The organism is Cellulosimicrobium sp. AB352 (assembly GCF_049538415.1).
In the GTDB taxonomy this organism is placed as follows: Bacteria; Actinomycetota; Actinomycetes; order Actinomycetales; family Cellulomonadaceae; genus Cellulosimicrobium; species Cellulosimicrobium funkei.
The window spans coordinates 14,705-40,203 of record NZ_JBMVFX010000002.1; the positions used below are offsets into that span (position 1 = coordinate 14,705).

Sequence of the window (25,499 nt, forward strand, 5' to 3'; positions counted from 1 at the left end):
GGTCAGAAGAGCGTGTAGCCGCCGTCGACCGTGACGACGGCGCCCGTCATGAAGCTCGACGCCGCGCTCGCGAGGAAGACGACGGGCGGCCCGATCTCCTCCGGCTCCGCCCAGCGCTGCATCGCGGCGGGCGCGACGCAGTCGTCGTGGTACTCCGGCCGGTCCACCGGCGACGCCTCGGTGCGCACGTACCCGGGCGCCACCGCGTTCACGCGGATGCCGTGCGGCGCCCACTCGGCGGCGAGGCCCTTGGTGAGCTGGTGCACCGCCGCCTTGGACGCGAGGTACGCGGGCTGCCAGCGGGGCCGGTTGACGATCGACGCGGACATGGAGCCGACGTTGACGATCGTCCCTGGCCGACCCTGCGCGACGAGCTCCCGGGCGACGGCGCGCGAGCAGTACCAGACGCCGTCGAGGTTGGTGGCGAGCGTGCGATGCCACACGTCGTCGCCGATCTCGAGGGCCGCGCCGCCGATCGACACGCCCGCGTTGTTGACGAGCAGGTCGACCGTGCCGAGGTCGGCGGCGGCACGCGCGACGACGTCGTCCACCTGCTCGCGGTCGGTGACGTCGAGCACGTAGCCGCGGGCGTCGGTCCCGGCGTCCCGGAGCGCGGCGGCGGCCTCGTCGGCCGCCGCCGCGGTGGTCGCCGTGACCGCGACGCGGGCCCCCGCCTCGCCGAGCGCGCGGGCGACGGCGCGCCCGATGCCGCGGCTGCCGCCGGTGAGCAGGGCCGTGCGGCCGACGAGCGAGAACGAGTCGAGGACGGTCACGCGGGACAGTCGACCACGGGGCGTGTCAGAAGTCGAAGAGGTCCTCGAGCCAGGACTCCTTCTTCTTGCGCTTGCGGTAGCGGGGGTCGTAGCCGTCGCGGCCGTCGTACCGGCGGTCCCGGTCGTCGCGGTACCGGTCGTCGCGGGAGCGCTCGTCGTAGCGGTCGTCGCGGTACCGGTCGTCGCGGTAGCGGTCGCGGTCGTCGTCGCGGCGGTCGCCGTACCGCTCCCCGGAGCGCGGGGCGGGGCTGCCGTAGTCCACGGCGGCGGCCGGCGGGTACGACGTCGGGGCGGGCGCGGCAGGGGCGGGCGGCGCGGCGGCGGCCGGGCCCGCGGCCTCGGCGGCGATCTCGCTCTCCACCGAGCGGTCGATGATCTTGTCCAGCTCGCCGCGGTCGAGCCACACGCCGCGGCACGTGGGGCAGTAGTCGATCTCCACGCCCTTGCGCTCGGTCATGACGAGCACGGTCTGGTCGGTGGGGCACAGCATGTCTGCCTCCTCGCGAGATGGGCCGGGCGCGGTCGGCGCCCGCACCGGTACTGCGCAGTCCAACGCGGCTCCGGCGCGAGCGGTTCCCGGCCGGGCAGGCTGCCGGTACGGCTCAGCCCGTGCGGCGCTCGCTCCCGAGGCGGTCACGCAGCTCGTCGGCGAGGTGCACCTCGTCGTCGAGGGCGGCGAGCGCGTCGGCCACGCGCGGGAGAAAGTCGGCCCCGGCGCGGAACCACTCCACGCCCTCGAGGAACCGTGCGGCGGCCGCGTCGTCGTGCAGGGCGAGCGCGAGGTCGGCACGGAGCACCAGGGCGCGGAACCGGACGCGCTCGGCGACGGTGCGGGTCCGCACGCCCTCGGCGGCGAAGGCCCGGTCCAGGACCTGGGCGGCACCGGCCGGGTCTCCCGCCGCGCGGAGGATGCGCGCGTGCTCCAGGGCTCGACCCAGGTCCGGCGGTTCCTCGGCGCCGCGGCGGGGCAGCCCGGGCACGAAGGCCCCACCAGCCACGCCGTACCTCCCGCCTCCCGCCGACAGCGCGCCCACACTAACCCTGGACGTGCGGCCCGGCACGGCGGGAGACAGGAGGTCGACGGTCAGCGCTGCACGCGCGCGCTGCCGCCCGACGCGAGCTTGCGGACCTCGGCGAGGGACGCCGTCGACGTGTCGCCGGGGGTCGTCATCGCGAGCGCCCCGTGCGCCGCGCCGTACTCGACGGCCTCCTGGATCGAGCCGAGCTCCATGAGCCCGTACGCGAGGCCCGACGCGAACGAGTCGCCGCCGCCCACGCGGTCGAGGATCTCCAGGCCGGGGCGGTGCGTCGCCTCGGCGAAGCCCTGCACGCGCGACCACGCGATCGCGCCCCAGTCGTTGACCGTCGCGGTCCGCACCCCGCGCAGCGTCGTCGCGACGACCTGGAAGTTCGGGTACTCCTCGGCCGCGCGCGTGATCATCGCGCGGAACGCGGACGTGTCGAGGTCGGTGAGGTTCTCGTCGACGCCCTCGACCTCGAACCCGAGCGACGCGGTGAAGTCCTCCTCGTTGCCGATCATCACGTCGACGTACCGCGCGAGGCGGCGGTTCACCTCCTGCGCGCGCTCGACGCCGCCGATGCCCTTCCACAGCGAGGGGCGGTAGTTGAGGTCGTAGGAGACGACCGTGCCGTGGCGGCGGGCGGCGGCCATGGCCGCCTCCGCGACGTCGGCGGACGACTCCGACAGCGCGGCGAAGATCCCCCCGGTGTGAAACCACCGGACGCCGCTGCCGAACACGGCGTCCCAGTCGACGTCGTCGGGCCGGAGCTGCGCGATCGCGGTGTTGCCGCGGTCGGAGACGCCGACCGCGCCGCGCACCCCGAAGCCGCGCTCGGTGAAGTTGAGCCCGTTGCGCACCGTGCGGCCGATGCCGTCGTCCTCGCGCCACCGGACCCAGCGCGTGTCGAGGCCGCCCGTGAGCATGAGGTCCTCGACGAGGCGCCCGACCTCGTTGTCCGCGAGCGCGGTGACGATCGCGCCGCGCAGGCCGAACGCACGGCGCAGGCCGCGCGCGACGTTGTACTCGCCGCCGCCCTCCCACACGTCGAAGCGGCGGGCCGTCTTGATGCGGCGCTCCCCCGGGTCGAGGCGCAGCATGACCTCGCCGAGCGCGACGACGTCGTAGGCACAGTCGGCCGCGGGGCGGACGGCGAGCGGGGCGCGGGCGGTGGTCGTGTCGGTCATGGGTCAGGCTCCTTCGGCGGGGTGGGGGGCGGTCGCGGCGAGCGCGACGGCCTCGCGCGTGCGTCGGCTGATCTCGGCGGTGTCGCCCGCGCGCACGAGCGCGGCGTCGACCATCCAGGAGCCGCCGGCGGCGAGCACGGCGGGCAGGGCGAGGTAGTCGAGCAGGTTGGCGGCGCTCACGCCGCCGGTCGGCACGAACCGCAGGCCGGGGAACGGCGCGGAGAACGCCTTGACCGCGGCCGGCCCGCCGACGACGTTCGCGGGGAACAGCTTGACGACGTCGAGACCGAGGTCGAGCGCGGCGATGACGTCCGACGGCGTCGCGACGCCGGGGACGACGGGCACGCCGAGCTCCTGGGCGCGACGCACGACCGCGGCGGAGAGGCCGGGCGAGACGAGGAACCGCGCCCCGGCGTCGACGGCCTCGTCGACCTGGGCGGCCGTGACGACGGTGCCCGCCCCGACCAGCACGTCGGGCACCTCGCGCGCGATCGCCTCGATCGCCGCGCGCGCCCCGGCGGTCCGGAACGTGACCTCGGCGACGGGCAGGCCGCCGTCGCGCAGCGCGCTCGCGACGAGGACGCCCTGCGCCGCGGCGTCGACCACGACGACCGGCACGACGCGGGCACGGGCGATCCCCTCCAGGGGTCCCAGGGGTGACATCCAGGCTCCGTTTCGCTATGGTGAACACCTGTTGTTCACTACGGAACGCACTCTAGGCGAAGGAGTCACCATGGCGGAAGCCGGCCGTGCGCCGTCGGGCACCCCGGGGTCGGCCGAGAGCCCGCTCGGCAGCGTCGACAAGGCCCTCGTCGCGCTCGAGGCGCTCGCCGCGGCCGGCCCCGAGGGCGTCGCGCTCGGGGACCTCGCGCGCTCGCTCGGGCTGCACAAGGCGTCGCTGCACCGCACGCTCGCGGCCCTGCGGTTCCGCGGGTACGCCGAGCAGGACGCGACGACCGGCGACTACCGCCTCGGCCCCGCGGCGACGGCGCTCGCGACGGTCTACCTCGGCGAGGAGAACCTCCCCGCGCTCCTGCACCCGGTGCTCGTCGCCGTGTGCCGCGCGACCGACGAGCTCGTGCACCTCGGCACCCTCGCCGGGACCGAGATCGTCTACCTCGACAAGGTCGAGCCGGCGCGCGCCGTCCGCGTCTGGTCGGCCGTCGGGCGCCGCCGCCCGGCGGCGACCACCGCGCTCGGGCGCGCGCTGCTCTCCCAGCGGACCCTCGACGACGGCGCGCTCGCCTGGTACGCCGCCGCCGCGCCCGAGGACCACCCCGTCACGCCCGCCGCGCTGCGGGCGACGTGCGAGGCCACGCGCGCGACGGGGTTCGCCACGGAGACGGAGGAGAACGAGCCGGGCATCAGCTGCGTCGCCGTCCCGGTCCTGCGCGCCGGGCAGCCGGTCGCCGCCGTGAGCGTCACGGCGCCCGCCGAGCGGCTCGGCCCGCGCCGACGACGGGAGATCGAGGCGGTCCTGCGGGAGGTCGTGCCGCCCCTGCTGCCCCCGACCCTGGCGGTGCCCGAGGCCGCGCTCCGCGGCTCCGGCGACGGGGCGACCCGCCGACCGGCGACGGACGCCGCGCTGTGAGAGAGTTCAACCGCAGCACGACGGAATGACGGAAGGGCCTGCGCGATGACCGTCCTCGTGGCGTACAACGACTCCCCGCAGGGCGAGACCGCATTCCGGGCGGCCGTCGCCGAGGCGGTCCACCGCTCGACCGCGCTCGCGGTCCTCGTGCTCACGCCGCAGGACGCCGACGCGGGCGTCCCCGCGAGCCTCGCGCACCTGCTCGACACGCTCCCCGCCCAGGTCGCGCGCCCCGAGGTGTCGTACCGCCCCGAGCACCGCGACCCGGCCGAGGCGATCATCGACGAGGCCGAGCGCACGACCCCCGACCTCGTCGTCGTGGGGGCGCGCAAGCGCTCACCCGTCGGCAAGTTCCTGCTCGGCAGCACCACGCAGCGCGTCCTGCTGGACTCGCCCGTCCCCGTGCTCGTCGTCAAGGCGTCCCACTGACGGACGCCGTCGCGCGGCCGCTCGGTCGCCCGGACGGCCGGACGGCCGGCTCAGCCCTGCGCGACGGCGGCCCGCAGCCCGTCGACGAGCGGCGTCGTCGGGCGGCCCAGGAGCCGGCGCAGGTCCTCGGTGACCTCGGCGAGGAGGCCGTCGCGGATGTTGCCGTCCAGCGCGACGACGAACCCCGCCGTCCCCTCGTCCAGGCCGGCGCCCAGCAGGAGCGCGCGGTGCTCGTCGGGCGACACGCGCCGGTAGACGACGGGGCGCCCGAGCACCTCGGCGGCCGCGGCAGCCAGGTCGTCGTACGTCCACGCGACGTCGCCGCTCAGCTCGTACACGGCGCCCGCGTGCGCGGACGCGTCCTCGTGCGCGGCGAGCGCGACGACGGCCGCCGCCTCGGCGAAGTCCGCGCGGCTCGCGCTCGCGACGCGGCCGTCGCCCACGCTCGCGACGATCTCGCCGGACTCGCGCGCGCCGAGCACGTCGCCGACGTAGTTCTCGGTGTACCAGTTGTTGCGCAGCACCGTCGTGGCGAGGCCCGAGGCGGCGAGGAGCTCCTCGGTCGCCTTGTGCTCGGGCGCGAGCACGAGCGCGGACGTCGTCGCGTGGGGGGCGCTCGTGTAGATCACGCGCGCGACCCCGGCGGCCCGCGCGGCGTCGACGACGTTGCGGTGCTGCTCGACGCGCTGCCCCACCTCGGAGCCGGAGACGAGCACGAGGACGTCCACCCCGGCGAGCGCCGGGGCGAGCGTCTCGGGCCGTGCGTAGTCGGCCTCGCGGACCTCGACGCCGTGGTCGGCGAGGTCCGCGACCTTGGCGGTCGTGCGCGCGAGCGCGACGACCTGGGACGCGTCGGCCCCGCGGGCGAGGAGGGACTCGACGACGAGGCGGCCGAGGTGGCCGCTGGCTCCGGTGACGGCGATGGACATGCGCGGGCTCCTTCGAGTGCGGGGTGCGCGGCCGGTCGGCCGCACGACCACCAGCATGCGCTCACTTTTCGTAAGTGCAAACCACTAGAGAGTGCGTTCTATCTCACAGCGCTGTGTGCGCGAGCGCGCCGTATCCTGGGGCGATGACGACCGACGCCCGCCCCGCGGAGGACACCGGACCCACCGACGCGATGGTGGCCGACGTCTTCCAGCGCGGCTGCACCTCGCGCCACGTGCTCGAGGCCGTGACCGGACGCTGGGGCGTGCTCACGGTCGCCGGCCTGCGCGACGGCGCGGTGCGCTTCAACGCGCTCCGCCGCCGCATCGACGGGGTCAGCGAGAAGATGCTCGCGCAGACCCTCCAGTCCCTCGAGCGCGACGGCATCGTCGTGCGCGAGGTGCGGGCGAGCATCCCGCCCCACGTCGAGTACTCCCTCACCGACCTCGGGCGCCGCGTCGCGGACAGCCTCTCGGGTCTCATCGACGTCCTCGAGGGCGCGGTCGACGAGGTGTCGGCGTCCCAGCGCGCGTACGACGCGCGCCGGGACTGACCAGCTCACGTCTGCGAGCGCAGGTACCACCAGACGAGCGCGGCGACCACGAGCAGGCCCGCGACGACCGCGAGCACGATCTTGCCGACGCTGTAGGGGCGCCGCCCGACCACCTGTCCCGTGTTCGCGTTGACCATCACCTGCCACTGCCTGCCCGCGTAGACGTACGTCGCGACCCACAACGGCAGGAGCACGAGCTTGAACATCACGTCGGCGTACGCGGTGCGGACCGACGCCACCCGCTGCTCGTCGCCACCGATGTCGCGCTCGACGTCCCGCCGGATCACGGGCGCCATCTGCTGCTGCGCCCGCTCGAGCCCGACGGGCGGCTCGACCTCGTAGCGGGCCGCCGCGAAGCCCGCGAGGTACTCGGCGCGGAAGGGCACGGCCTGCGCGAGCGGCCACGGCCCGAGCCGCGCGAGGTCGCGCTCGGCAACCTGGGAGGACGCGGGCACGAGCACGTCGTCGAAGTCGCGCTCGACGTGCCCCGCGACGTACGTCCAGCTCACGCGCCGCTCCTGGCGCTCCTCGTCCCCCTGCTTCACGGTGACGTAGTACGCGTCGCCGCGCTGGCCCGTGTACGCGGACGACGTGCGCGCGTCGAACGTCCAGTGCGGCACGTACGAGCCGTGCAGGGACTCGGTGTCGCCCACCTTCTTCAGCTCGCCCGGTGCGAACCAGCGCGAGCGCACCCACCGCCGGAACTCCTCGCGCGCCTGCGCCTGCTCGACGCCGAACGGCACGACCGCCTCCGGCTGCACGAGCCCGTCGGCCTCCGCCGCGACGACGAGGTGGCCCCCGCAGAAGCGGCACGCGACGGACAGGTCCGTGCCCTGCGTCGTCGCGCCGCAGCCGTCGCACACGAGCGTGCGTGCGTCGAGGAGACCGGCACGCACGCCGCCCTGGGCCGCGGCCCACGCGTCGAACGAGTGCTCGTCGACGGCGTCGCCCGCGGCGTGCACGATGTCGACCGTGCCACCGCACGCGACGCAGCGCAGGTGCTGCGTGCCCGGCGCGTACGCGAGCTGCGACCCGCACGCGTCGCAGCGCGTGCGGACCAGCTCGCCGGGGATGTCGCTCACCGTCAGCCCGCCGCCGGGTCGCCGGAGGTGCCCGTCGGGGGCAGCGGCGGCGGGGTCGCGGCGAACAGCGGCGCGAGCGCCGGGACCTGCCCGGCGGGCGTCCACGCGTCCATGCCCTGCTGCCAGACGAGCGAACCGCGCGTCAGGGCCCCGGACCGGACGTGGCCCGCGAGGTCCGCCGTCGTGCCGGGACCGGCCTGCGCGCCGTCCACGGCCCAGTACCAGGGCGACTCCGCGGCGGGCAGCGGCGGCGGGCCGGCGGGCGCCGGCGGAGTCTGCGGGGCCGACGGCGTCCCGAGGGACTGCGCGAGCTGCTGCCCCATGGCAGCCCCGAGGCCCATGCCCGCACCGAGGCCCAGGCCGTCGCCCGCCCCGCCGGGGTTCCCCGCCGCGGTCTCGATCGCGTTCGCCGCCTGGAACCTCGTGTACTGGTCGAGGTTCCCGACGACCGCCATCTGGGTGCGCTTGTCGAGCGCCGCCTCGACCTCGGGCGGGAAGGAGACGTTCTCGAGGACGAAGCGCCGGACGGCGATGCCGTACTCCGACAGGTCCTCCGAGAGCTGGCCCGCGAGGCGCGTGGCGATCTGGCCCTGGTTCGCGGCGAGGTCGACCGCCGCGACGCCGGCCTCCGCGAGCGCCGGCCCGAGCTGGCCGACCACGAGGCGGCGGAAGTAGTCGCCGATCTCGTCGGTGCGGAACTGCGGGTCGGTGCCCACGAGCTGGCGCAGCAGCGCCGCCGGGTCGACGACCTGCAGGGCGTACGTGCCGAACGCGCGCAGCCGGACCGCGCCGAGCTCGGGGTCGCGCAGGATCACCGGGTTCTGCGTGCCCCACGTGAGGTCGGTGAGCTGGCGCGTCGTGACGAAGTAGACCTCCGCCTTGAACGGCGAATTGAACCCGTGCTTCCAGCCCTGCAGCGTCGACAGGATCGGCAGGTTCTTGGTCTCGAGCGTGTACGTGCCCGGCCCGAACACGTCGGCGAGCCGGCCCTCGCTGACGAAGACGGCGCTCTGCCCCTCCCGCACGACGAGCTTCGCCTGGTTCTTGATCTCGTTGCCCTGGCGCGGGAAGCGCCAGACGATCGTGTCCCGGCTCTCGTCGAGGAACTCGACGATGTCGATCAGCTGGCCGCGCAGCTTCTCCATGAAGCTCATCCGGACTCCTTCGCTCGTCGTGCGGGACGGTCGCCAGCGAGCAGGTCCGCGACCCGCCGCGTCGCCCCGGCGCGCCGAGCATAGCGGCATCCCCGTCTGCCGATGAAATGGCCAAGGACGGGTAAAACCCACTGGTGGCCACGACGCGCGCGCGGCGCGGCGACCTATCCTGGCCGGGTGCCCACCTCGCCACCGTCGGGCCCGCCGACGGCTGCCGCGCCCGCCGTCGCGGTCCTGCTCGCCGCCGGCGCGGGGACGCGCCTCGGCCGCGGCCCCAAGGCGCTGCTCCCCCACCGCGGCGGGACGCTCGTCGAGCACGCGACGAGGGTCCTGCTCACGGGCGGGTGCGACGCCGTCGTCGTGGTGCTCGGCGCCGAGGCCGCGCGCGTGCGGGCCGGGTCGTCGCTCGACGCGCCCGGGGTGCGCGTCGTCGACAACCCCGACTGGGCCACCGGGATGGCGTCGTCCCTGCGCGTCGGCGTCGCCGCCGCTCTCGGTCTCGGCCCCGCCCGGGTCGTCGTCGCGCACGTGGACCAGCCCGGCGTCGGGCCCGACGACGTCGCGCACCTCCTCGCCGCGCACCGCCCCGGGCGCGTGACCGCGTCGCGATGGCTCGCCGGGGGCGCCGCGGAGGACGCGGCGGAGGACGCTGCGGGGACGGGCCGCCCTCGGTGGGCGCACCCGCTCGTCCTCGACGCCGCGCTCGCGCGGCCCGCGGCCGCGAGCGCCCGCGGCGACCACGGAGCACGCGATTTCCTGCGCGCCCACGCCGACCTGGTCGACGTCGTCGACCACCCCGGCGACGGCCGCGACCTCGACACCGCGGCCGACCTCGACCTCCTGGACGACCCCACGCCCCGCTGAGTGCGTGAAGCAGTCGCGCCGACCGGCGTCGGACGGGACTGCTTCCCGCGCTCAGCGGGTGGAGGCGGCGGCCTTGATGCCCAGGTAGACGCGGTCGCGCGCGAGCGGGAGCTCGGTGAACCGCACGCCCGTCGCGGCGCGGATCGCGTTGGCGAGCGCGGGTGCGACGGGGTTGAACGGGCTCTCGCTCATCGACTTCGCGCCCATCGGGCCCACGGTGTCCGACGTCCGCGCGAAGTAGACCTCGCTGCGCGGGGTGTCCGCGAACGTGGGCAGGTGGTACTGGCGGAAGATGTCCGTCGTCACGCGGCCCGTCTCGTCGACCACCACGTTCTCGTAGAGCGCCGCGCCGAGGGCCTGCGCGATGCCGCCCTCGACCTGGCCGCGGCACTGGCGCGGGTTGACGACCTCTCCGGCGTCGGCGGCCTGGACGGATTGGAGGATGCGGATCTCCCCCGTCCCGCGGTGCACCGCGACGCGGAAGCCGTGGACGTTGAACGCGACCGAGCGCGGGGTGCCGCCCCAGCGGCCCTCGGCGACGAGCGCGATCCCGGCGTCGTCGGCGGCACGCGCGACGTCGGTCAGCGGCAGCACCGTCCCGGCGCAGTCGACGCCGCCGGGCACGAGCCGGCAGTCGCCGGGCGCCGCGCCCGCGACCCCGGCCGCGACCTTGAGCACCGCCTCGGCCAGGTCCTGCGCGGCGGCGAGCGACGCCTTGCCCGCGACGACCGTGCCGGTGGAGCCGAACGCCCCGGTGTCGTGCTCGACGAGGTCGGTGTCGGACTGCCGCACGACGACGTCGGCGGCGTCCTGCCCGAGCGCGCTCGCGACGAGCTGGGCGTGGACGGTCGTCGTGCCGTTGCCGAACTCGGCGGTCCCGACCTCGGCCTCGACGACCCCGTCCGGCCGCAGCCGCACGCGCGCGTGGGAGTAGTGCCCGCGGGGCGGGACGGTGTCGATCATGGACAGCGCCGTCCCCTCTCCGACGCCCCACTCCGGGCCGAGGTCCGGGAGCGCGTCGGGCCCCGACCCGGCGCCCGCGCCGTACGCAACGACGTCGCGCGCCCGGCCGCGCGCGAGCGCGTCGGCGGCCAGGTCGAGGCACTGGTCGAGCCCGTAGCTGCCGTAGAGCACGTCCTCCTCGGGCGTCGGGTGCGTGGAGAGCATGGGGTCGCCGTCGCGCACGACGTTGCGGCGCCGCAGCTCGACCGGGTCCATGCCGAGCTGCCGCGCGAGCTCGTCCACCGCGGACTCGACCGCGAAGATCATCTGCGACAGCCCGTACCCGCGGAACGCGCCCGCGGGCACCGTGTTCGTGTAGACGCAGTGGGCGTCGACCTTCTTGTTGTCGCACCGGTAGACGGCGAGCGACTCGCCGCACCCGTGGAACATGACGCCCGGCCCGTGGTTCCCGTACGCCCCGGTGTTGCTGAGGACGTCGAGGTGCAGCGCCGTGAGGGTGCCGTCGCGGCGTGCGCCCGCGCGCACGCGGATGCGGAACGGGTGGCGCGTCGTCGTGCCGACGAACTGCTCGCGGCGCGTGAGCTCGAGCTGCACGGGCCGGCCGAGCCGCAGGGTCGCGAGCGCGACGACGTCCTCCGTGAGCACCTCCTGCTTGCCGCCGAACCCGCCGCCCACGCGCTCGCAGTGCACGCGCACGCGCTCCGGGTCGAGGTCGAGGACGCGCGCCAGGTGGCGGCGCGCGAGGAACGGGACCTGCGTGGACGACCGCACGACGAGCCGCCCGTCGCTGTCGAGCGACGCGACGGCGCAGTGCGTCTCGAGCGCCGCGTGCTGCACGCGGTGCGTGCGGTACGTGGCCTCGTGCACGACGTCGGCCTCCGCGAGCCCGCGCTCGACGTCGCCGAGCTCGCTGTGCACCTCGGCGACGACGTTCGCCTCCGGCCGCGAGACGCGCGCGGCCGCGGCGTCGAGCTCGGGGTGCACGAGCGGCGCCCCCGGGGCCATGGCCTCCTCCGGGTCGACGACGGCGGGCAGCGGCGCGTACTCGACGCGGACCCGGCGCACCCCCTCCTCGGCGGCGGCGACGGTCTCGGCGACGACGGCCGCGACCCGCTGGCCGACGTGCCGCACGACGTCGTCGAGGATCCGCGTGTCGTCGGGGTCGTCGGTGAACAGCTCGTGCTGCGCGGTCGAGAACCGCGTCGCGGGCGCGTCCTCGTGCGTGAGGACGGCGTGCACGCCAGGCACCGCGAGCGCGTCCGTCGTGTCGATCGCGACCACGCGCGCGTGCGCGTGCGGCGACCGCACGAGCTTGAGGTGGAGCAGGCCCGGGAAGTCGGCCGGGTCCACGTCGAGCGTGTACCGCACCGTCCCGGTGACGACCCCCCGGCCCGCGGGCGCGGGCACGTCGCGCCCGAACGCCCGGCCCGCCTCGCCAGAGCCCTGCTCCGCCGAGGTAGAGCCGTGGTCCGGCGAGGTAGACCCCCGGTCCCCCGAGGTAGAACCCTGGTCCGGCGAGGTAGAGGCCCGGTCGCCGCCCGACGGCGCACGCTCGCCCGTGCCCGGCGCGGTCCCGGTCGTGTCGCCGCGCCCCAGGACCGCGTCCTCGATCGCGCGGTACCCCGTGCAGCGGCACAGGTTGCCCTTGAGGTTGCGCGGCAGGTTCTCGCGCTGCGCGTCGTCGAACGTCGCGGCGGTCATGATCATCCCGGCGGTGCAGAACCCGCACTGGAAGCCCTGCGCGTCGAGGAACTGCTGCTGCACCGGGTGCAGCGCTTCCTGCGGGCCGTGGGAGTCGTGGTCGCACGCGCCCGCCGGCTCGTCCCCGGCGGCACCGCCCGGGCACGACGTCGCCGCGAGCCCCTGGATCGTCGTCACCTCGTGGCCCGCCGCGCGCCGCGCGGGGTAGACGCACGAGTGCACCGGGACGCCGTCGACGTGCACGGTGCACGCGCCGCAGTCGCCGCCGTCGCACCCCTTCTTCACGCCGAGCGCGCCCTGCTCGCGCAGGTAGGTGCGCAGGCACTGGCCTGCGCGGGGCTCGGTGCGGGCGGTGCGGCCATCGATCGTCACCGGCGGGGCCGGGTGCGGGGCGGGCGTCGTCGTCATCGGAGGCCTCCGTCCGAGGTCGTGCCGTCGACGAGCTCCGCGCGGATCTGCTCGCCGAGGCGGTAGGTCATGTCCCGGCGCCACTCGGGCAGCCCGTGGATGTCGTCGTGGTAGAGGTCGGCGGGGATCGCGGCGTCGAGCGTGGCGACGAGGTCGGCGGCGGTGGGCAGCGCGTCCGCCGCGAAACGGAGCTGCACGGGCCGGCGCGTCGAGGCGGTGACCGTGAGGACGAAGGCGCCCCCGGCGTCGGGCGGGTTGACCCGCCCCAAGAGCAGCACGCCGGAGCGCCCGAGGTTCGACAGCGACAGGCGGCGGAACGCCGTGCGCGAGCGCAGCGCGTGGTCCGGCAGGCGGATCGCGCGCAGGAGCTCCCCGGGCGCGAGCGTGTTGCGCAGCTCGCCCGTGACGAGGTCGACGACGGGCTGCTCCCGCCGGGTCCCGCCCGGCCCCCAGACCTCCGCGACCCCGTCGAGCGCCGCGGTGAGCGAGATCATCGGCCCGGCCGGCAGGGACGTGCAGACGTTGCCCCCGACGGTCGACGTGTTCCAGATCTTGAACGACGCGACGAAGCTGTCGCAGCACGGCCGCACGAGGTCCAGCGCGCGCCACCGGTCGCGCACGGGCGCGGCCTGCGCGCTCTCCTCGAACGCCCACAGCTCGGCGACGGTGCACGTCGCGGCGATCTCGAGGCCCTCGTCGGTGACGGTCAGCGCGGGCCACCCCGCGCTCGTCAGGTCGAGCAGGCGCCGGAGCGTCTCGCTGCCGTAGGAGAACAGGACGGTCCCGCCCGCGAGCCACGCGTCGCCCTCGCGCCAGTCGGCGGGGTCGGCGGTCGGGACGAGGTCGGTGACGGTGCCCAGGTCCATCAGGGGGCCTCCTCGGGGTGGGGGCGGTGCGTCGGTGCACCGTCCGGTCGTGCGGCGGGCTCCGCGTGGAGCGGGCCCGAGCTGCTGCTGAGCGGGACGACGGCGGAGCGCCCGTGCCGGGCGGCGACGAGCTCCGCGGTGATGGAGACGGCGACCTCCTCGGGCGTGACGGCGCCGAGGTCGAGCCCGATGGGCGACCGCAGGCGCGCGAGCGCGGCCTCGCCCACGCCCTCGGCGCGCAGCGCGGCGACGCGCTGGGCGTGCGAGCGGCGCGAGCCCATCGCGCCGACGTACGCGAGCGGCAGGTCCAGCGCGAGCCGCAGGAGCGGCACGTCGAACTTCGCGTCGTGCGTGAGGACGGCGACGGCGGTCCGCGCGTCGAGCCGGCCCGCGGCGGCCTCGGCGGCGAGGTAGCGGTCGGGCCACTCGACGACGACCTCCGCCTCGGGGAAGCGGCGCGGGTCGGCGAACACCTCGCGCGCGTCGACGAGCGTCACGCGGTAGCCGAGGAGCCGGACGTGCCGCACGAGCGCGCCCGCGAAGTCGTTGGCCCCGCACACGAGGAACCGCGGCGCGGGCAGCCGCGTCTCGACGAGCAGCGTGACGGGCTCGGCCGCGTCGCACGCGTCGCCGGCTCCTGTTCCTGCCGGAGCCGGTGCGGCGGCGCGCCCCGCCGACGGCGACGCGCCCGGGCCGCCGTGCGCCGCGTGCACGGTCGCCGTGCCGCCCGCGCGCAGCACCGCCACGACCTGCGCCGCGGCGGCGGCCAGGCTGTCGGCCCCGACGAGGCCGCGCAGCGCCCGGGCGACCGCTGCCTCGTCGGTGGCGCCCGGGTCGTTCACGACGACGGCCGTGCGCGCGCCGCCGTCGATGCGGCGGACGAGCGCCACGGGTGGGGCGGGCTCGGCTCGCGCAGCGAGCGCGTGCAGGGCGCGCGTCGCGTCGTCGTCCGGGAGCACGGGCTGGACGTGGACGTCGAGCGTCCCGCCGCAGCTCAGCCCGACGGCGAACGCGTCGTCGTCGCTGTACCCGAACGTCTCGCGGTGGCTCGTGCCGGACGCGATCGCGTCGAGCGCCGCGGCGTGGACGGCACCCTCGACGCACCCGCCGGAGAGGCTGCCGAGCACGGCGCCGTCGGCGCGGACCGCCATCGCGGTGCCGACCGGGCGCGGCACGGACCCCGACGCGGCGACCACGGTCGCCACGGCGAAGGGCGGCTGCCCCGGACCGAGCCAGGGGGCGAGCCGGTCGACGATGTGGAGCATCGTGGCCTCGCTTCCGCCAGGGTGCCGGCGTACCGGCGTCCTTCCAGTGAACCCTTGCGGTGAGTCCCCTGCGCACCCGGGCCGGCGTCGGCTGTGACGCTCCCGGTCGCAGGGCTTGAATCCGCCCGTCGACGCCCCTCGCACGTCGAGGGGAAATTCCGTCCAGCGGAACCCGTCTTCCGCTCGACGGACTCCACGCTAGCACGCGGTGAGGCGCAGGTCACCGTCCTGGCGGGAGGGACGACTACGATCGGCCCATGACCGCCGTCTCGCTCGGGATGCCCAGGGTGCGGCCCGCCGTGCCCTCCGGCGCCCCGGACGACCTGGACCCGGCCCGCCCGGCGACCGACGCGCTCGTCGACCGGTACGGCCGCGTGGCGCGCGACCTGCGCATCTCCATCACCGAGAAGTGCTCGCTGCGGTGCACGTACTGCATGCCCGCCGGAGGGCTGCCCGCGATCCCCCGCGAGGACCTGCTCACGCCCGACGAGATCGGCCGGGTCGTGCGGGTCGCGGTGGAGCGGCTCGGCATCACCGACGTCCGGTTCACCGGCGGCGAGCCGCTCCTGCGGAACGACCTCGCCGACATCCTGCGCGCCGCGCGCGCCGCCGCGCCGGACGTGTCCCTCTCGCTGACGACCAACGCGATCGGCCTCGACAAGCGCGTCCGCGGGCTCGTCGACGCCGGGCTCGACCGCGTGAACATCTCCCTCGACTCGGTCGACCGCGCGCACTTCGCGCGCCTCACGCGGCGCGACCGCCTCCCCGACGTGCTCGCCGGGATCCGCGCCGCGCTCGACGCCGGCCTCGCCCCGGTGAAGCTCAACGCGGTCCTCATGCCCGAGACGCTGGCGGGCGCGGCCGACCTCCTCGCGTGGGCCGTCGAGCACGGCTGCCACCTGCGGTTCATCGAGCAGATGCCGCTCGACGCCGACGGGCGCTGGACGCGCGACGACCTCGTGTCGGCGACGGACCTCCTGGCCGTGCTGGGCACCCGCTTCGACCTGCACGAGGTCGGGCGCGACGACCCGTCGGCGCCCGCCGAGGAGTGGCTCGTGGACGGCGGGCCCCAGACGGTCGGCGTCATCGCCTCCGTCACGCGCTCGTTCTGCGGCGCGTGCGACCGTACCCGGCTCACCGCCGAGGGCACCGTGCGCTCGTGCCTGTTCGGCGACGACGAGACCGACCTGCGCGCGATCCTGCGCTCGGCGGACCTCGCCGAGGACGAGCGCGACGACGCCCTCGCCCGCGCGTGGCAGGGCGCGATGTGGCGCAAGCCGCTCGCGCACGGCAGCGACGCCCCGACGCTCGCCGCCGACGCCTTCGCGGCGACGACCCGCAGCATGGGCGCGATCGGCGGCTGAGGCGGGCGCCCGGCGGTGGCGCAGATCATAGGGTGAAGCCGGTCACCTCAGGGCATCAGCCCAGGTCAGAGCCGCCGTCTCTTCCTACCATGAATGTCGTGACGACGATCTCTCCTGCACCCACCAACCGCCCATCCTCCTCGATCTCCGGCGCGTCCTCGACGACCCCGGACAACGGCGCGTCCGCGCTCCCGATCTACCGCACCGACGAGCGGTCCGCCGCCTGGAAGGCCGGCACCAAGAGCGTCCTGGGCGCAGCCGTCGGCGCCGTCGTCGGGGTCGTCGTGCTCAGCTGGTTCGGCCTCGTCCTCGGCACCGCCGTCGGCCTCGGCATCGGCATGCTGCTCGACAACCGCCCCGCCGAGCGCTGACCCGACCCTCCCCCCCTCCCGGCCCGCACGGCCGGGCCCCCGCCCGACATCGTCGTCGCCCGGCGGATCAGAAGGAACTCACGAGAGGCGAGAAGTGGCCCCTCCCCGGCTCCGGCCGGGGGCCACTTCTCGCCTCTCGTCGTCTCGCGGGCGGTTCACGGACGCGTCCTACAGCCCGACCCACTCCGAGACGCCGTCGTCGAAGTGCTGGCGCTTCCAGATCGGTACCTCGGCCTTGATGCGCTCGACGAGCAGCGAGCAGGCCTCGAACGCCTCCCGGCGGTGGCCCGCGGCGGCCGCCGCGACGAGCGCGACGTCGCCGATCCCCAGGCTGCCGTACCGGTGGACCGCGGCGACCCGCAGCCCCGTCTCGGCCGCCACGTCCGCGACGCAGCGCCGGATCACGGCCGTGGCGTCGGGGTGCGCCTCGTAGTCGAGCCGCGTCACGCCCCGGCCGCCGTCGACGTCGCGGACCACGCCGCGGAACGTCACGACGGCCCCGCACTCGGGGCCCCCGACGGCGTCCTCGACGGCGCGCGACACGGCGTCGTCGAGGACGTCCGTCGTCACACGGCTCGGGTCTGTGGGCGGCGCGCCGCCGTCCGTCGTCTGCGTCACAGCTCCCGCACCTCCACCTCGGTCCCGGCGGCCCACTCTGTCACGTCGGCCGGGACGTCCACGAGCACGTCCGCGCGCGCCATCGACGCGACCAGGTGGGAGCCCGCTCCCCCGACGACGCGCACCGTGCCCCCGGGACCGGTCGCGCCCCGCAGGAGCTGCCGCTTGCCCGCGGGCGACGCCAGCGGCTCGGCGAGCACCGCCGTCCGCACGCGCTCGGCGCCAGGGAGCCCCGCGGCCCGTTCGAGCGGCTCGCGCAGGAACATCGCGAAGGACACCTGGGCGCTCACCGGGTTGCCCGGGAACGTGAGCACGGGCGTCCCGTCCACGGTGCCGAACCCCTGCGGCCCGCCCGGCTGCATCGCGACGGAGCGGAACGTCACGTCGGAGGACGCACCGCCGCCGAGGACGTCCTTGACCACCTCGTACGCGCCCTGCGACACGCCCCCCGACGTCACGACGAGGTCCGCGACCGCAGCGGCCTCGGCGAGCACGGCGGCGAACCGCTCGGCGTCGTCGCCGCACCGGGCCGTGAGCACCACGTCGCCGCCCGCGCGCCGCACGGCGGCGCCGAGCGCGTCGGCGTTCGCGTCGAAGACCTGCCCGGGCCCCGGGGTCTCCCCCGGGCCGACGAGCTCCGACCCCGTCGACAGGACCGCGACCCGCGGCCGCGCGACGACCCGGACGCGCCCGACCCCGCACGCCGCGGCGGCGGCCAGGTGGTGCGGCGCGAGGACGGTCCCGTCGGGCAGCAGGACGTCGCCCGGGCGGACGTCGGAGCCCGCCTCGCGCACGAAGTCCCCCGCGGCCCGCGGCACCTGGACCTCGACGGGCTCCGGGTCGGTCGGCGTCGTGGAGGCCTGTCCGGCCGCCGGGTCGGTGACGCCCGCGCGCGCCGTGCCCGCGGGCGTGCGGGCGAACGTCCCGGTCGCGGTGTCCTCGACGGGCACGACGGCGTCCGCCCCCTCGGGCACGGGCGCGCCCGTCATGATGCGGGCAGCCGTGCCCGGCGCGAGCCGGGGCGGGACGCCCGGCGCCGCCGCGATCTCGGCGACCACGGCCAGCCGGACGGGCGCGTCCGCCCGCGCGTCGGCGACGTCCGCGGCGCGGACGGCGTACCCGTCCATCTGCGCGTTGCGGAACAGCGGGACGGCGACGGGCGCGACGAGGTCGCCCGCGAGGACCCGGCCGAGCGCGTCGGCGAGGTCGACGTCCTCGGTGCGGGTGCGGCGTCGGGCCGCGTCCACGAGGGGTGCGAGGAGGGCCGCGACGTCCGCGCGGTGCTCGTCGACGCTCACCCGTGCTGTTCTTGCCATGCCTCGCCCTTCCCGCTCCCCGCACGCCGACGGGCCACCCCCAGGAGCGGGCGACCCGTCGGCCGTGCGGTCGATGTCGAGGCTCAGCCTCCCACGGCCGCGGTGAGCGGACCGCGCACGAAGTACACGACGAACCCGGCCGCGACCACCCACAGCAGCGGGTGGACGTCGCGCGCCCTCCCGCACGCGGTCCGCAGCAGGACCCACGTGACGAACCCGATGCCGATGCCGTTCGCGATCGAGTACGTGAGCGGCATCGTCACGATCGTGAGGAACACCGGCAGCGTCACCGTGAAGTCGGTGAGGTCGATCTCCTTGATCTGGCCCATCATCATCGCGCCCACGACGACGAGCACCGCGCTCGCGACCTCGATCGGCACCACCGCCGTGAGCGGCGTGAGGAACATCGCGACGAGGAAGAGCCCGCCCGTGACGACCGAGGCGAGGCCCGTCCGCGCCCCCTCGCCCACGCCCGCCGCCGAGTCGACGAACACCGTGTTCGACGACGACGACGTCGCGCCGCCCACGACCGCCCCCACGCCCTCGACGACGAGCGCCGACTTGATGCGCGGGAAGTTGCCGTCCGCGTCGGCGAGGCCGCCCTGCTTGGCGAGCCCCGTCATCGTGCCCATCGCGTCGAAGAAGTTCGTGAAGAACAGCGTGAACACGAGCATCGTCGCCGCGAGCGCCCCGATCCGGTCGAACGCGCCGAACGAGAGCTGCCCGAACAGGCTGAGGTCGGGCACCGAGACGAGCGAGCTCGGCAGGGCGGGCACGGTGAGGTGCCAGCCGCCGGGGTTCGTCTCCGACGCCGGGCCGAGGTGCAGCACGGACTCGGCGACGATCGCGACGACGGTCGTCGCGACGAGCCCGATGAGCAGCCCGCCCTTGACCTTGCGCGCCACGAGGACGCCCATGGTGAGCAGCCCGACGACGAACACGAGCGTCGGGACCGAGGTGATCGACCCGCCGTCGCCGAGCTGGACCGGCGGCCCGCCCGGGGTGCGCGTGACGAACCCGGCGTCGACGAACCCGATGAACGCGATGAACAGGCCGATGCCGACCGTGATCGCGGCCTTGAGCTGGCGCGGGACGGCGTTGAAGATCGCCGACCGCGCGCCCGTCACGGCGAGCAGCACGATGAGCAGGCCGTTGACGAGCACGAGCCCCATCGCCTCGGGCCACGTGACGTCGCCGATGACGGCGACGGCGAGGAACGAGTTGATGCCCAGCCCGGCCGCGAGCGCGAACGGGAGGTTCGCGACGAGCCCGAACAGGATGGTCAGACCACCGGCGGCGAGGCCGGTCATCGCGCCGACCTGCGCGGTCTGGAGCCACCCGCCCGCGACGTCGACGGGCGCGTTCTCGGCGCTCGTCCCGCCGAGGATGAGGGGGTTGAGGATGACGATGTACGCCATCGCGAAGAAGGTCACCAGCCCGCCGCGGAGCTCGCGCCCGGCGGTCGAGCCGCGCTCGGTGATCCGGAAGAAGCGGTCGAGCCGGCCGGGGGCCGGTCCGGTGCCGCGTGCGTCGTCGTTCCCGGCGGTCTCCCGCCGCATGCCGAGGAGAGTCACGTCCTTGTGCCCTTTCCTGAGGTACTGACCGGCCGCGCGGCCGGTCAGTACTCGACCCGGGACTCGAGGGCGCGCCAGGCGTCGAACGGCGCGGTGGCGGTGGCCGTGCGCTCGTGCACGACCTGCATGACCCGGTCGGCCGGGTCGGCGTCGAAGAAGTCGTAGAAGGCGGCGTCGTCGAAGCCGGCGCGCGCGGCGTCGTACCGGTCGGCGGCGTAGTGGACGGCGTGCACGCGCGCCCAGAGGGCGGACGCGAGGCACATGGGGCACGGCTCGCAGCTCGAGTAGAGCGTCGCGCCCGTGAGATCGAAGGTGCCGAGCGCGGCGCACGCGCGCCGGATCGCGGTGACCTCGGCGTGCGCGGTCGGGTCGTTGTCCTGCGTGACCCGGTTGTTGCCCTCGAACACCTGCCCGTCGGCGGTGACGAGGACGGCGCCGAAGGGTCCTCCGGCGTGCGCGACGCTGTCGACCGCGAGGGCGACGGCTCGGTCCAGGTGTGCGGTGTCCACGACAAGAGTGTCCATGGTGAGTCTCCACGGTTCGGGCAGCGACGCCGGGTGCTCCGCCTCCGGCGTCCGGGCTCGTCGGTGAGCCGGGAGGAGGCGGCCGGCGGGCCGCTGCAGGCGAGTTGTCACGTCCGCCTGGTAGGTAGCTGCCGGTGTCGGATCGAACGTGTCGACCACCGAGCGTGTCGCTCGGCCCGGGCCCGCCGTTGGCACGCTCGACGCTATCAGCGCGTCACGGACGCCACAAGGGTTTCGGAAGAACTTTTCCACGATATGGACGAGGTCACCGGGGGTCCGCGCTCGGAGCTCCCCCGCGAGGACTGTTGCGGAAGGATCTGCCGGCCGGAAGAGTTGTCCCAGCGCAGGTCCGACGCCCGGGGCGTCGCCCCGTCCCGACCCACCCGGAGGCCCAGTGACCGAGCCCGCTCCGCCGTCGTCCCTCCCCGTCGTCCGCGTCCCCGCCCGGCCGGGCCCGCCGCTGCGCTTCCAGCTCCGTCCCGTGGCGCCGTCGCTGCGCTCGTTCCTCGCGACCGAGGCGGGCGGCGCCGTCCTGCTCCTCGCCGCGACGGTCGTCGCGCTCGTGTGGGCGAACTCCGCGTGGTCTGGCGCCTACGACGCGCTCTGGTCCACGGAGGCGGGCTGGCGCGTCGGGCCGTGGGCGTTCGAGATGGACCTGCACCACTGGGTCAACGACGCCGCGATGGCCGTGTTCTTCCTCGTCATCGGCCTCGAGATCAACCGCGAGGTCACGAGCGGCGAGCTCCGCAACCGCCGCACCGTCGCCGTCCCCGCGCTGGGCGCGCTGGGCGGCCTCGCGGTGCCCGCGCTCATCTACGTCGCGTTCAACGCGGGGTCTCCCGCGGAGCACGGGTGGGGCATCGTCATGTCGACGGACACCGCGTTCCTCGTGGGCATCCTCGCCCTGTTCGGGCCGCGCTGCCCCGACCAGCTCCGGCTCTTCCTCCTCACGCTCGCCGTCGTCGACGACATCGGCGCCATCACCGTCATGGCGCTCTTCTACACCGACGACCTCTGGCTCCCGGGCCTCCTCGTCGCCGCCGTGCTCGTCGTCGTGATCCTCGTGATGCGCTGGCTCGGCGTCTGGCGCCTCGCGCCGTACGCGCTCGCCGGGATCGCGCTGTGGGGCGCCGTCTACGCGTCGGGCGTGCACGCGACGCTCGCGGGCGTGCTCGTGGGCCTGCTCGTGCCGTCGCGCTCGTCGCGGCCCGTGGACGTCGCCGTCGTGCCGAAGTACGCCAAGCGGCTCGCGCAGGAGACGACGGCGGAGCGCGAGCACCTCACCGAGCTCGCCGCGCGCGCGGCCGTGCCCACGAGCGAGCGCCTCCAGCGCGTGCTGCACCCGTGGAGCGCGTACGTCGTCGTGCCCGTCTTCGGCCTCGCGAACGCGGGTGTGCAGCTCGACGGCGAGTCGCTGCGCGCGGCGGCCACGTCGCCCGTGACGATCGGCGTCGCCGTCGCGCTGGTCGTGGGCAACGCCGTCGGCATCTTCGGGGCCGCGACCTTGGCCCTGCGCCTCGGCCTCGGCGACCTGCCGGGGCGCGTGCGGTACTCCCACCTGCTCGGCGGGGCGATCCTCGCCGGCATCGGGTTCACCATCTCGCTCTTCATCGCCGAGCTGGCGTTCGACGACGAGGCGCTCGTCGAGCAGGCCAAGATCGGCATCCTCGCGGGCTCGCTCGTCGCCGCCGTGCTCGGCTCCGTGGCGCTCCGGCTCTTCGGCGAGCGCTGGCCCCTGTGCTCGCCCGGCGCGGACGGCCCGCCGCCCGAGCTCCCGCCACTCCCCTGGCACCCGCCCGCGACCACGTGACGGGGCGGCGCGTGGGAGCACACGGCACGGCACCCCACGGGTACGAGTGTGGTCGCCGCCCGGGAGCCCCGACCCCGCGAGCGCCCTACGGCCGCGCGGCGGCGGCGATGGCGGCCCGCAGGCCCTCCGCGGTGACGCGCCCCCGGTAGCGGACGCCGTCGACGAAGAGCGTCGGCGTGCCCTGCACGCCGACCGCGAGCGCGTCGGCGTAGTCGCGCTGCACCGGCGCGGCGTACCGCTGGGCCGCGTCCCCGACGACCGACGCGCCGTCGAGGCCGAGCTCCTCGGCCCGCTCGGCGAGCCCGGCCTCGCCGAGCTGGTCCTGGTGCGCGAACAGCGCGGCCTGCATCTCCCAGAACCGGCCCTGCGCGGCGGCCGCCTCGACGGCGAGCGCGGCCGACAGCGCGTGCGGGTGGATCTCGAACAGCGGGAAGTGGCGGAACACGAGACGCACCCGGCCGCCGGAGGACTCGACGACCTGCCGCAGCACCGGGGCGGCAGCGGCGCAGTACGGGCACTCGAGGTCGCCGAACTCGACGATGGTGACGGGCGCGGCAGGGTCCCCGAGGACGTGCGCGTCGGCGGGGACGAGCTGCTCGGCCGGGACGCGGTCGGGGGTCTGCTCGCTCACGCTGCCCAGCATGGCACGGGCGCGGTGCCCTTGGTCAGGCCAGCGCGAGCGGCCGGGTCTCCTGGGCCGCGCCCGGGACGGGCTCCACGAGGCGCGCGAGGTCCGGGCCCGCGCTGTCGCGCCACCAGGCGAGGTTCCGCGCGTGGCGCGCGTAGACCGACGCGGGGTCGGCGCTGAGCGTCACCGCCGTCTCGGCGAGGTAGACGGCGTCGACGGTCTCGGGCGGGGTGGGCACGCCCGCGAGGACGCGCAGCGCGCCGCGGAAGCGCGGGCGGTGGTGCAGGCGCTTGACGAGGTTGAGCGCGCCGAACAGCAGCCCGGGGCGGACGCGGCAGACGAGCTCGTCGTCCCGGTGGAGCTGCGCGCGCAGCCGCTCCTCGTCGACGACGAGACCGCGCGCGACGGCCTCGCCGAGCATCCACAGCAGCGCGGTGTCCGACAGGGCGCGCGCCCGCGCGCCGCCCCCGACGTCGCTGTGCCCGCCGGGGAACCAGACCTGCTTGACCCGGGGCGCCATGGCCACGGGCACGTCCCAGAGGCACGGCTCGAAGGTGATGCGGCGGTCGTCGATGGCGAGCGCCTGGCGGGCGCACCGCACGTCGGTCGACAGGCGCACGTCGTGGAACCGGCTCCGGCGGCGCGACAGGCCCGGCACGCCGAGCGCGCCGACCGTGTCGAACACCCCGAGGAACGCGACCGGCACGTGGTCGTGGCAGTACGCGGCGCGGAACGCGCGGGCACGCTCGGCGCGGCGGGCGGGGTCGCGGTCGCGGTAGACCTCCTCCGCCTCGCACAGGTGGTCGCGCGCCAGCGCGTCCTGGGTGAGCAGGCCGACGGTCGCGACCATCCCGACCACGCTGCGCGCGGTGTACGCCCCGCGGCTGAACCCGAACACGTAGATCTCGTCGCCGGGCTCGTAGTTGAGCGCGAGGTGGCGGTACCCCGCGACGACGTTGCGCGTCAGGCCGTAGCCGAACGCCCCGCCGAGGAGCCGGTCGACGAGGTAGCCCTGCGCCCCGACGCCCTCGACGGAGAACACCATCTGCTGGACGCCGTCCGGTCCGATGCCGGTGCGGACGGAGCGCGCGATCTTCTCGATGTTCGACACGCTCGCGTTCACCGGCGAGTTCCACGTGCCGTCGCAGCACAGCACCAGCCGCTTCATGGTCCCTCCTCGATCCGTCCCCGGCGGCGCGTCGGGGACACCATCTGGGGAGGGTCGTCGCGCCCCGGCTGATGCACGACGGCGCCCGCCGACGCACGGACCGGTCGGGGTTCGTGAGCAAGCCGTGAGCGTGTCCGTGCGCACCCCCGGATCCGTCCGGGAGGGCCGCCGTCGTGCCGTAGGTTCTGGCGGTGTGACCGCCACGAGCACCGCCCCGCCCGCCGGCCCCGCGGACCACCCGCCGGGCGGCCGGGAGCGTCGGCACGCGCGCGAGCCGCGCCGGCACCGGGCCGCGTGGATCGCGGCCGTCGTGGCGCTCGTGCTCGTGCTGGGCGGGGGCGGCGGGGCGTTCGCCTGGTACCGGGACACCGAGTACGACGCGCTGGCCGACCGGGCCGCGACCGCCGAGGACCTGCTCGCGGCGTCGGACGGGAAGGTCGCGGACCCGGCGGTGCGGACCGCGCTGACGACCGAGGTGGACGACGCCCGCGCCCTGCTCGCGGCGCCGTTCCTCGACCGGATGACCACGGGCACGGACGCGGCGGACCGGTCGCTCGTGTCGGCCTCGGACGCCGTGCACGCCTCGATGCTCGACCACGCGCGCGACGAGGTGACCGCGGCGCGCGCGAGCCTCGCGACCGCCCGCGAGCTCGGCGAGAAGATCTACGCCGCCACGGAGGGGCTCGGTGCCGACGAGGCGGTCCGCGCCCGGCTGCGCGACGCGCTGGACACCGCGGCCGCGGCCGACGCCGCTGCCGACGCGGGGCTCGCGGACGACGACCTCGCGACGCTCGAGCAGGCGGTGCTCGACCTGGGCGCGGGCCTCGGGGTCGTGAGCACGTCGACGGAGGAGACGTCGGTCGCGCAGGACGCCGTCTCCTGCCCGGCGCCGGACCAGGTGTGGGACCCCGACAGCGGCCGCGTGCCCGACTCCGCCCTCGCGCCGATCCCGTGGTCCCCCACCGACCGGGTGCGCGCCGACGTGCTGGACGGGCTCGTCGCGCTCGACGCCGCGTACGTCGAGCGGTTCGGCGTGCACCTGACGATCAACTCCTCCTACCGGACCTTCGAGGAGCAGCAGGGCCTGTACGACCCGTCGTCGCCCATCGCGGCGCCGCCCGGGTGCTCGAACCACGGGCTGGGGTTCGCCGTCGACCTGGGCGGCGGCGTCCAGGCGTTCGGCACCCCGCAGTACGAGTGGCTCAAGCAGCACGCCGAGACCTACGGCTGGACGCACCCCGACTTCGCCGAGCCCGACGGGCGCGTGCCCGAGCCGTGGCACTGGGAGTCCGTGCTGGCGCGCGCCGACGGCTGAGCCCGGCGCCGAGGACGGCGAGGGCGCGT

General features: G+C 75.8%; 25 protein-coding genes. 8 read left to right on the forward strand and 17 right to left on the reverse strand.

Features of this window, described 5'->3' with window-relative positions; genetic code table 11:
- Positions 1–2: 2 nt before the first annotated feature.
- The 5 genes from ACPCUX_RS01615 to eda form a co-directional block, all read right to left on the reverse strand.
- Entirely contained in the window at positions 3–773 is a 771-nt protein-coding gene (locus ACPCUX_RS01615) for an SDR family NAD(P)-dependent oxidoreductase (RefSeq protein ID WP_085388304.1), read from the reverse strand.
- Between the two features lie 25 nt (positions 774–798).
- Positions 799–1,263, reverse strand: coding sequence for a zf-TFIIB domain-containing protein (locus ACPCUX_RS01620; RefSeq protein ID WP_137280189.1), 465 nt, complete (start codon positions 1,261–1,263; stop codon positions 799–801).
- 112 nt (positions 1,264–1,375) lie between these two features.
- Positions 1,376–1,771: a hypothetical protein gene (locus ACPCUX_RS01625; protein WP_423388047.1), complete on the reverse strand. Its 396-nt coding sequence runs from the start codon at positions 1,769–1,771 to the stop codon at positions 1,376–1,378.
- An 86-nt stretch (positions 1,772–1,857) separates the two neighbouring features.
- Positions 1,858–2,979: a sugar kinase gene (locus tag ACPCUX_RS01630; protein ID WP_034653729.1), complete on the reverse strand. Its 1,122-nt coding sequence runs from the start codon at positions 2,977–2,979 to the stop codon at positions 1,858–1,860.
- Between the two features lie 3 nt (positions 2,980–2,982).
- On the reverse strand, positions 2,983–3,642 hold the full coding sequence (gene eda / locus ACPCUX_RS01635) for a bifunctional 4-hydroxy-2-oxoglutarate aldolase/2-dehydro-3-deoxy-phosphogluconate aldolase (RefSeq protein ID WP_423388048.1): 660 nt from the start codon (positions 3,640–3,642) through the stop codon (positions 2,983–2,985).
- Between the two features lie 70 nt (positions 3,643–3,712).
- Between eda and ACPCUX_RS01640 the strand changes: the two genes are divergently transcribed.
- The gene (locus tag ACPCUX_RS01640) at positions 3,713–4,570 is read left to right on the forward strand and encodes an IclR family transcriptional regulator (RefSeq protein ID WP_423388049.1); all 858 of its coding nucleotides are present in this window, start codon (positions 3,713–3,715) and stop codon (positions 4,568–4,570) included.
- Between the two features lie 45 nt (positions 4,571–4,615).
- On the forward strand, positions 4,616–4,999 hold the full coding sequence (locus ACPCUX_RS01645) for a universal stress protein (protein ID WP_034653722.1): 384 nt from the start codon (positions 4,616–4,618) through the stop codon (positions 4,997–4,999).
- Between the two features lie 50 nt (positions 5,000–5,049).
- On the opposite strand, the gene ACPCUX_RS01650 is transcribed toward ACPCUX_RS01645, so the two are convergent.
- Positions 5,050–5,928: an SDR family oxidoreductase gene (locus ACPCUX_RS01650; protein ID WP_423388050.1), complete on the reverse strand. Its 879-nt coding sequence runs from the start codon at positions 5,926–5,928 to the stop codon at positions 5,050–5,052.
- Positions 5,929–6,071: 143 nt separating this feature from the next.
- On the opposite strand from ACPCUX_RS01650, the gene ACPCUX_RS01655 reads away from it, so the two are divergent.
- Positions 6,072–6,479 (forward strand): winged helix-turn-helix transcriptional regulator, encoded by a 408-nt coding sequence (locus ACPCUX_RS01655; protein WP_031316645.1) that lies wholly within the window; start codon positions 6,072–6,074, stop codon positions 6,477–6,479.
- Between the two features lie 5 nt (positions 6,480–6,484).
- Here ACPCUX_RS01655 and ACPCUX_RS01660 read toward each other — a convergent pair whose 3' ends face one another.
- The gene (locus ACPCUX_RS01660) at positions 6,485–7,561 is read right to left on the reverse strand and encodes a hypothetical protein (protein WP_423388051.1); all 1,077 of its coding nucleotides are present in this window, start codon (positions 7,559–7,561) and stop codon (positions 6,485–6,487) included.
- Between the two features lie 2 nt (positions 7,562–7,563).
- Entirely contained in the window at positions 7,564–8,715 is a 1,152-nt protein-coding gene (locus ACPCUX_RS01665) for an SPFH domain-containing protein (protein WP_423388052.1), read from the reverse strand.
- A 177-nt stretch (positions 8,716–8,892) separates the two neighbouring features.
- Here ACPCUX_RS01665 and ACPCUX_RS01670 point away from each other — a divergent pair, with 177 nt between their 5' ends.
- Positions 8,893–9,579, forward strand: a complete 687-nt coding sequence (locus tag ACPCUX_RS01670; protein ID WP_423388053.1) for a nucleotidyltransferase family protein — start codon at positions 8,893–8,895, stop codon at positions 9,577–9,579.
- Positions 9,580–9,630: 51 nt separating this feature from the next.
- Here ACPCUX_RS01670 and ACPCUX_RS01675 read toward each other — a convergent pair whose 3' ends face one another.
- The 3 genes from ACPCUX_RS01675 to ACPCUX_RS01685 are packed head-to-tail and all read right to left on the reverse strand — an operon-like array spanning position 9,631 to position 14,782.
- Complete coding sequence (locus tag ACPCUX_RS01675; RefSeq protein WP_423388054.1) at positions 9,631–12,651, reverse strand: molybdopterin-dependent oxidoreductase; 3,021 nt, start codon at positions 12,649–12,651, stop codon at positions 9,631–9,633.
- Positions 12,648–13,517, reverse strand: a complete 870-nt coding sequence (locus ACPCUX_RS01680) for an FAD binding domain-containing protein (RefSeq protein WP_423388055.1) — start codon at positions 13,515–13,517, stop codon at positions 12,648–12,650. The genes ACPCUX_RS01675 and ACPCUX_RS01680 overlap by 4 nt, the downstream gene beginning before the upstream one ends.
- Positions 13,517–14,782 (reverse strand): XdhC family protein, encoded by a 1,266-nt coding sequence (locus ACPCUX_RS01685; RefSeq protein ID WP_423388056.1) that lies wholly within the window; start codon positions 14,780–14,782, stop codon positions 13,517–13,519. Before ACPCUX_RS01685 ends, ACPCUX_RS01680 begins: the two co-directional genes overlap by 1 nt.
- Before the next feature lie 257 nt (positions 14,783–15,039).
- On the opposite strand from ACPCUX_RS01685, the gene moaA reads away from it, so the two are divergent.
- Together moaA and ACPCUX_RS01695 are read left to right on the forward strand one after the other, a co-directional pair.
- Entirely contained in the window at positions 15,040–16,146 is a 1,107-nt protein-coding gene (gene moaA, locus ACPCUX_RS01690; protein WP_423388057.1) for a GTP 3',8-cyclase MoaA, read from the forward strand.
- A gap of 98 nt (positions 16,147–16,244) precedes the next feature.
- Entirely contained in the window at positions 16,245–16,517 is a 273-nt protein-coding gene (locus ACPCUX_RS01695) for a hypothetical protein (RefSeq protein WP_137280175.1), read from the forward strand.
- Positions 16,518–16,685: 168 nt separating this feature from the next.
- Here ACPCUX_RS01695 and ACPCUX_RS01700 read toward each other — a convergent pair whose 3' ends face one another.
- From ACPCUX_RS01700 to ACPCUX_RS01715, 4 genes are all read right to left on the reverse strand, one after another.
- A complete protein-coding gene (locus ACPCUX_RS01700) occupies positions 16,686–17,135 on the reverse strand; it encodes a molybdenum cofactor biosynthesis protein MoaE (protein WP_082774251.1) in 450 nt (149 codons plus the stop codon).
- Complete coding sequence (gene glp, locus ACPCUX_RS01705; RefSeq protein ID WP_423388058.1) at positions 17,132–18,433, reverse strand: gephyrin-like molybdotransferase Glp; 1,302 nt, start codon at positions 18,431–18,433, stop codon at positions 17,132–17,134. The genes ACPCUX_RS01700 and glp overlap by 4 nt, the downstream gene beginning before the upstream one ends.
- Positions 18,434–18,534: 101 nt before the next feature.
- The gene (locus ACPCUX_RS01710) at positions 18,535–20,010 is read right to left on the reverse strand and encodes an NCS2 family permease (protein ID WP_423388059.1); all 1,476 of its coding nucleotides are present in this window, start codon (positions 20,008–20,010) and stop codon (positions 18,535–18,537) included.
- 59 nt (positions 20,011–20,069) lie between these two features.
- Positions 20,070–20,549, reverse strand: a complete 480-nt coding sequence (locus tag ACPCUX_RS01715) for a nucleoside deaminase (RefSeq protein ID WP_034655539.1) — start codon at positions 20,547–20,549, stop codon at positions 20,070–20,072.
- Between the two features lie 394 nt (positions 20,550–20,943).
- Here ACPCUX_RS01715 and nhaA point away from each other — a divergent pair, with 394 nt between their 5' ends.
- Positions 20,944–22,359, forward strand: coding sequence for a Na+/H+ antiporter NhaA (gene nhaA, locus ACPCUX_RS01720; RefSeq protein ID WP_423388060.1), 1,416 nt, complete (start codon positions 20,944–20,946; stop codon positions 22,357–22,359).
- A gap of 85 nt (positions 22,360–22,444) precedes the next feature.
- Here the strand turns inward: nhaA and ACPCUX_RS01725 are convergent, their stop codons facing one another.
- Together ACPCUX_RS01725 and ACPCUX_RS01730 are read right to left on the reverse strand one after the other, a co-directional pair.
- Entirely contained in the window at positions 22,445–22,990 is a 546-nt protein-coding gene (locus ACPCUX_RS01725) for a DsbA family protein (protein ID WP_043658284.1), read from the reverse strand.
- Positions 22,991–23,024: 34 nt separating this feature from the next.
- Positions 23,025–24,155, reverse strand: a complete 1,131-nt coding sequence (locus ACPCUX_RS01730; RefSeq protein WP_423388061.1) for a DUF2235 domain-containing protein — start codon at positions 24,153–24,155, stop codon at positions 23,025–23,027.
- Between the two features lie 193 nt (positions 24,156–24,348).
- Between ACPCUX_RS01730 and ACPCUX_RS01735 the strand changes: the two genes are divergently transcribed.
- The gene (locus ACPCUX_RS01735) at positions 24,349–25,470 is read left to right on the forward strand and encodes a M15 family metallopeptidase (RefSeq protein ID WP_423388062.1); all 1,122 of its coding nucleotides are present in this window, start codon (positions 24,349–24,351) and stop codon (positions 25,468–25,470) included.
- Positions 25,471–25,499: the final 29 nt, after the last annotated feature.

Coding starts and splice junctions, on each gene's coding strand:
- ACPCUX_RS01620 (WP_137280189.1), bottom strand. CDS start 1,263: ATGCTGTGCCCCACCGACCAGACCGTGCTCGTCATGACCGAGCGCAAG.
- ACPCUX_RS01630 (WP_034653729.1), bottom strand. CDS start 2,979: ATGACCGACACGACCACCGCCCGCGCCCCGCTCGCCGTCCGCCCCGCG.
- eda (WP_423388048.1), bottom strand. CDS start 3,642: ATGTCACCCCTGGGACCCCTGGAGGGGATCGCCCGTGCCCGCGTCGTG.
- ACPCUX_RS01640 (WP_423388049.1), top strand. CDS start 3,713: ATGGCGGAAGCCGGCCGTGCGCCGTCGGGCACCCCGGGGTCGGCCGAG.
- ACPCUX_RS01645 (WP_034653722.1), top strand. CDS start 4,616: ATGACCGTCCTCGTGGCGTACAACGACTCCCCGCAGGGCGAGACCGCA.
- ACPCUX_RS01650 (WP_423388050.1), bottom strand. CDS start 5,928: ATGTCCATCGCCGTCACCGGAGCCAGCGGCCACCTCGGCCGCCTCGTC.
- ACPCUX_RS01655 (WP_031316645.1), top strand. CDS start 6,072: ATGACGACCGACGCCCGCCCCGCGGAGGACACCGGACCCACCGACGCG.
- ACPCUX_RS01665 (WP_423388052.1), bottom strand. CDS start 8,715: ATGAGCTTCATGGAGAAGCTGCGCGGCCAGCTGATCGACATCGTCGAG.
- ACPCUX_RS01675 (WP_423388054.1), bottom strand. CDS start 12,651: ATGACGACGACGCCCGCCCCGCACCCGGCCCCGCCGGTGACGATCGAT.
- ACPCUX_RS01680 (WP_423388055.1), bottom strand. CDS start 13,517: ATGGACCTGGGCACCGTCACCGACCTCGTCCCGACCGCCGACCCCGCC.
- ACPCUX_RS01685 (WP_423388056.1), bottom strand. CDS start 14,782: ATGCTCCACATCGTCGACCGGCTCGCCCCCTGGCTCGGTCCGGGGCAG.
- moaA (WP_423388057.1), top strand. CDS start 15,040: ATGACCGCCGTCTCGCTCGGGATGCCCAGGGTGCGGCCCGCCGTGCCC.
- ACPCUX_RS01710 (WP_423388059.1), bottom strand. CDS start 20,010: ATGCGGCGGGAGACCGCCGGGAACGACGACGCACGCGGCACCGGACCG.
- ACPCUX_RS01715 (WP_034655539.1), bottom strand. CDS start 20,549: ATGGACACTCTTGTCGTGGACACCGCACACCTGGACCGAGCCGTCGCC.
- ACPCUX_RS01730 (WP_423388061.1), bottom strand. CDS start 24,155: ATGAAGCGGCTGGTGCTGTGCTGCGACGGCACGTGGAACTCGCCGGTG.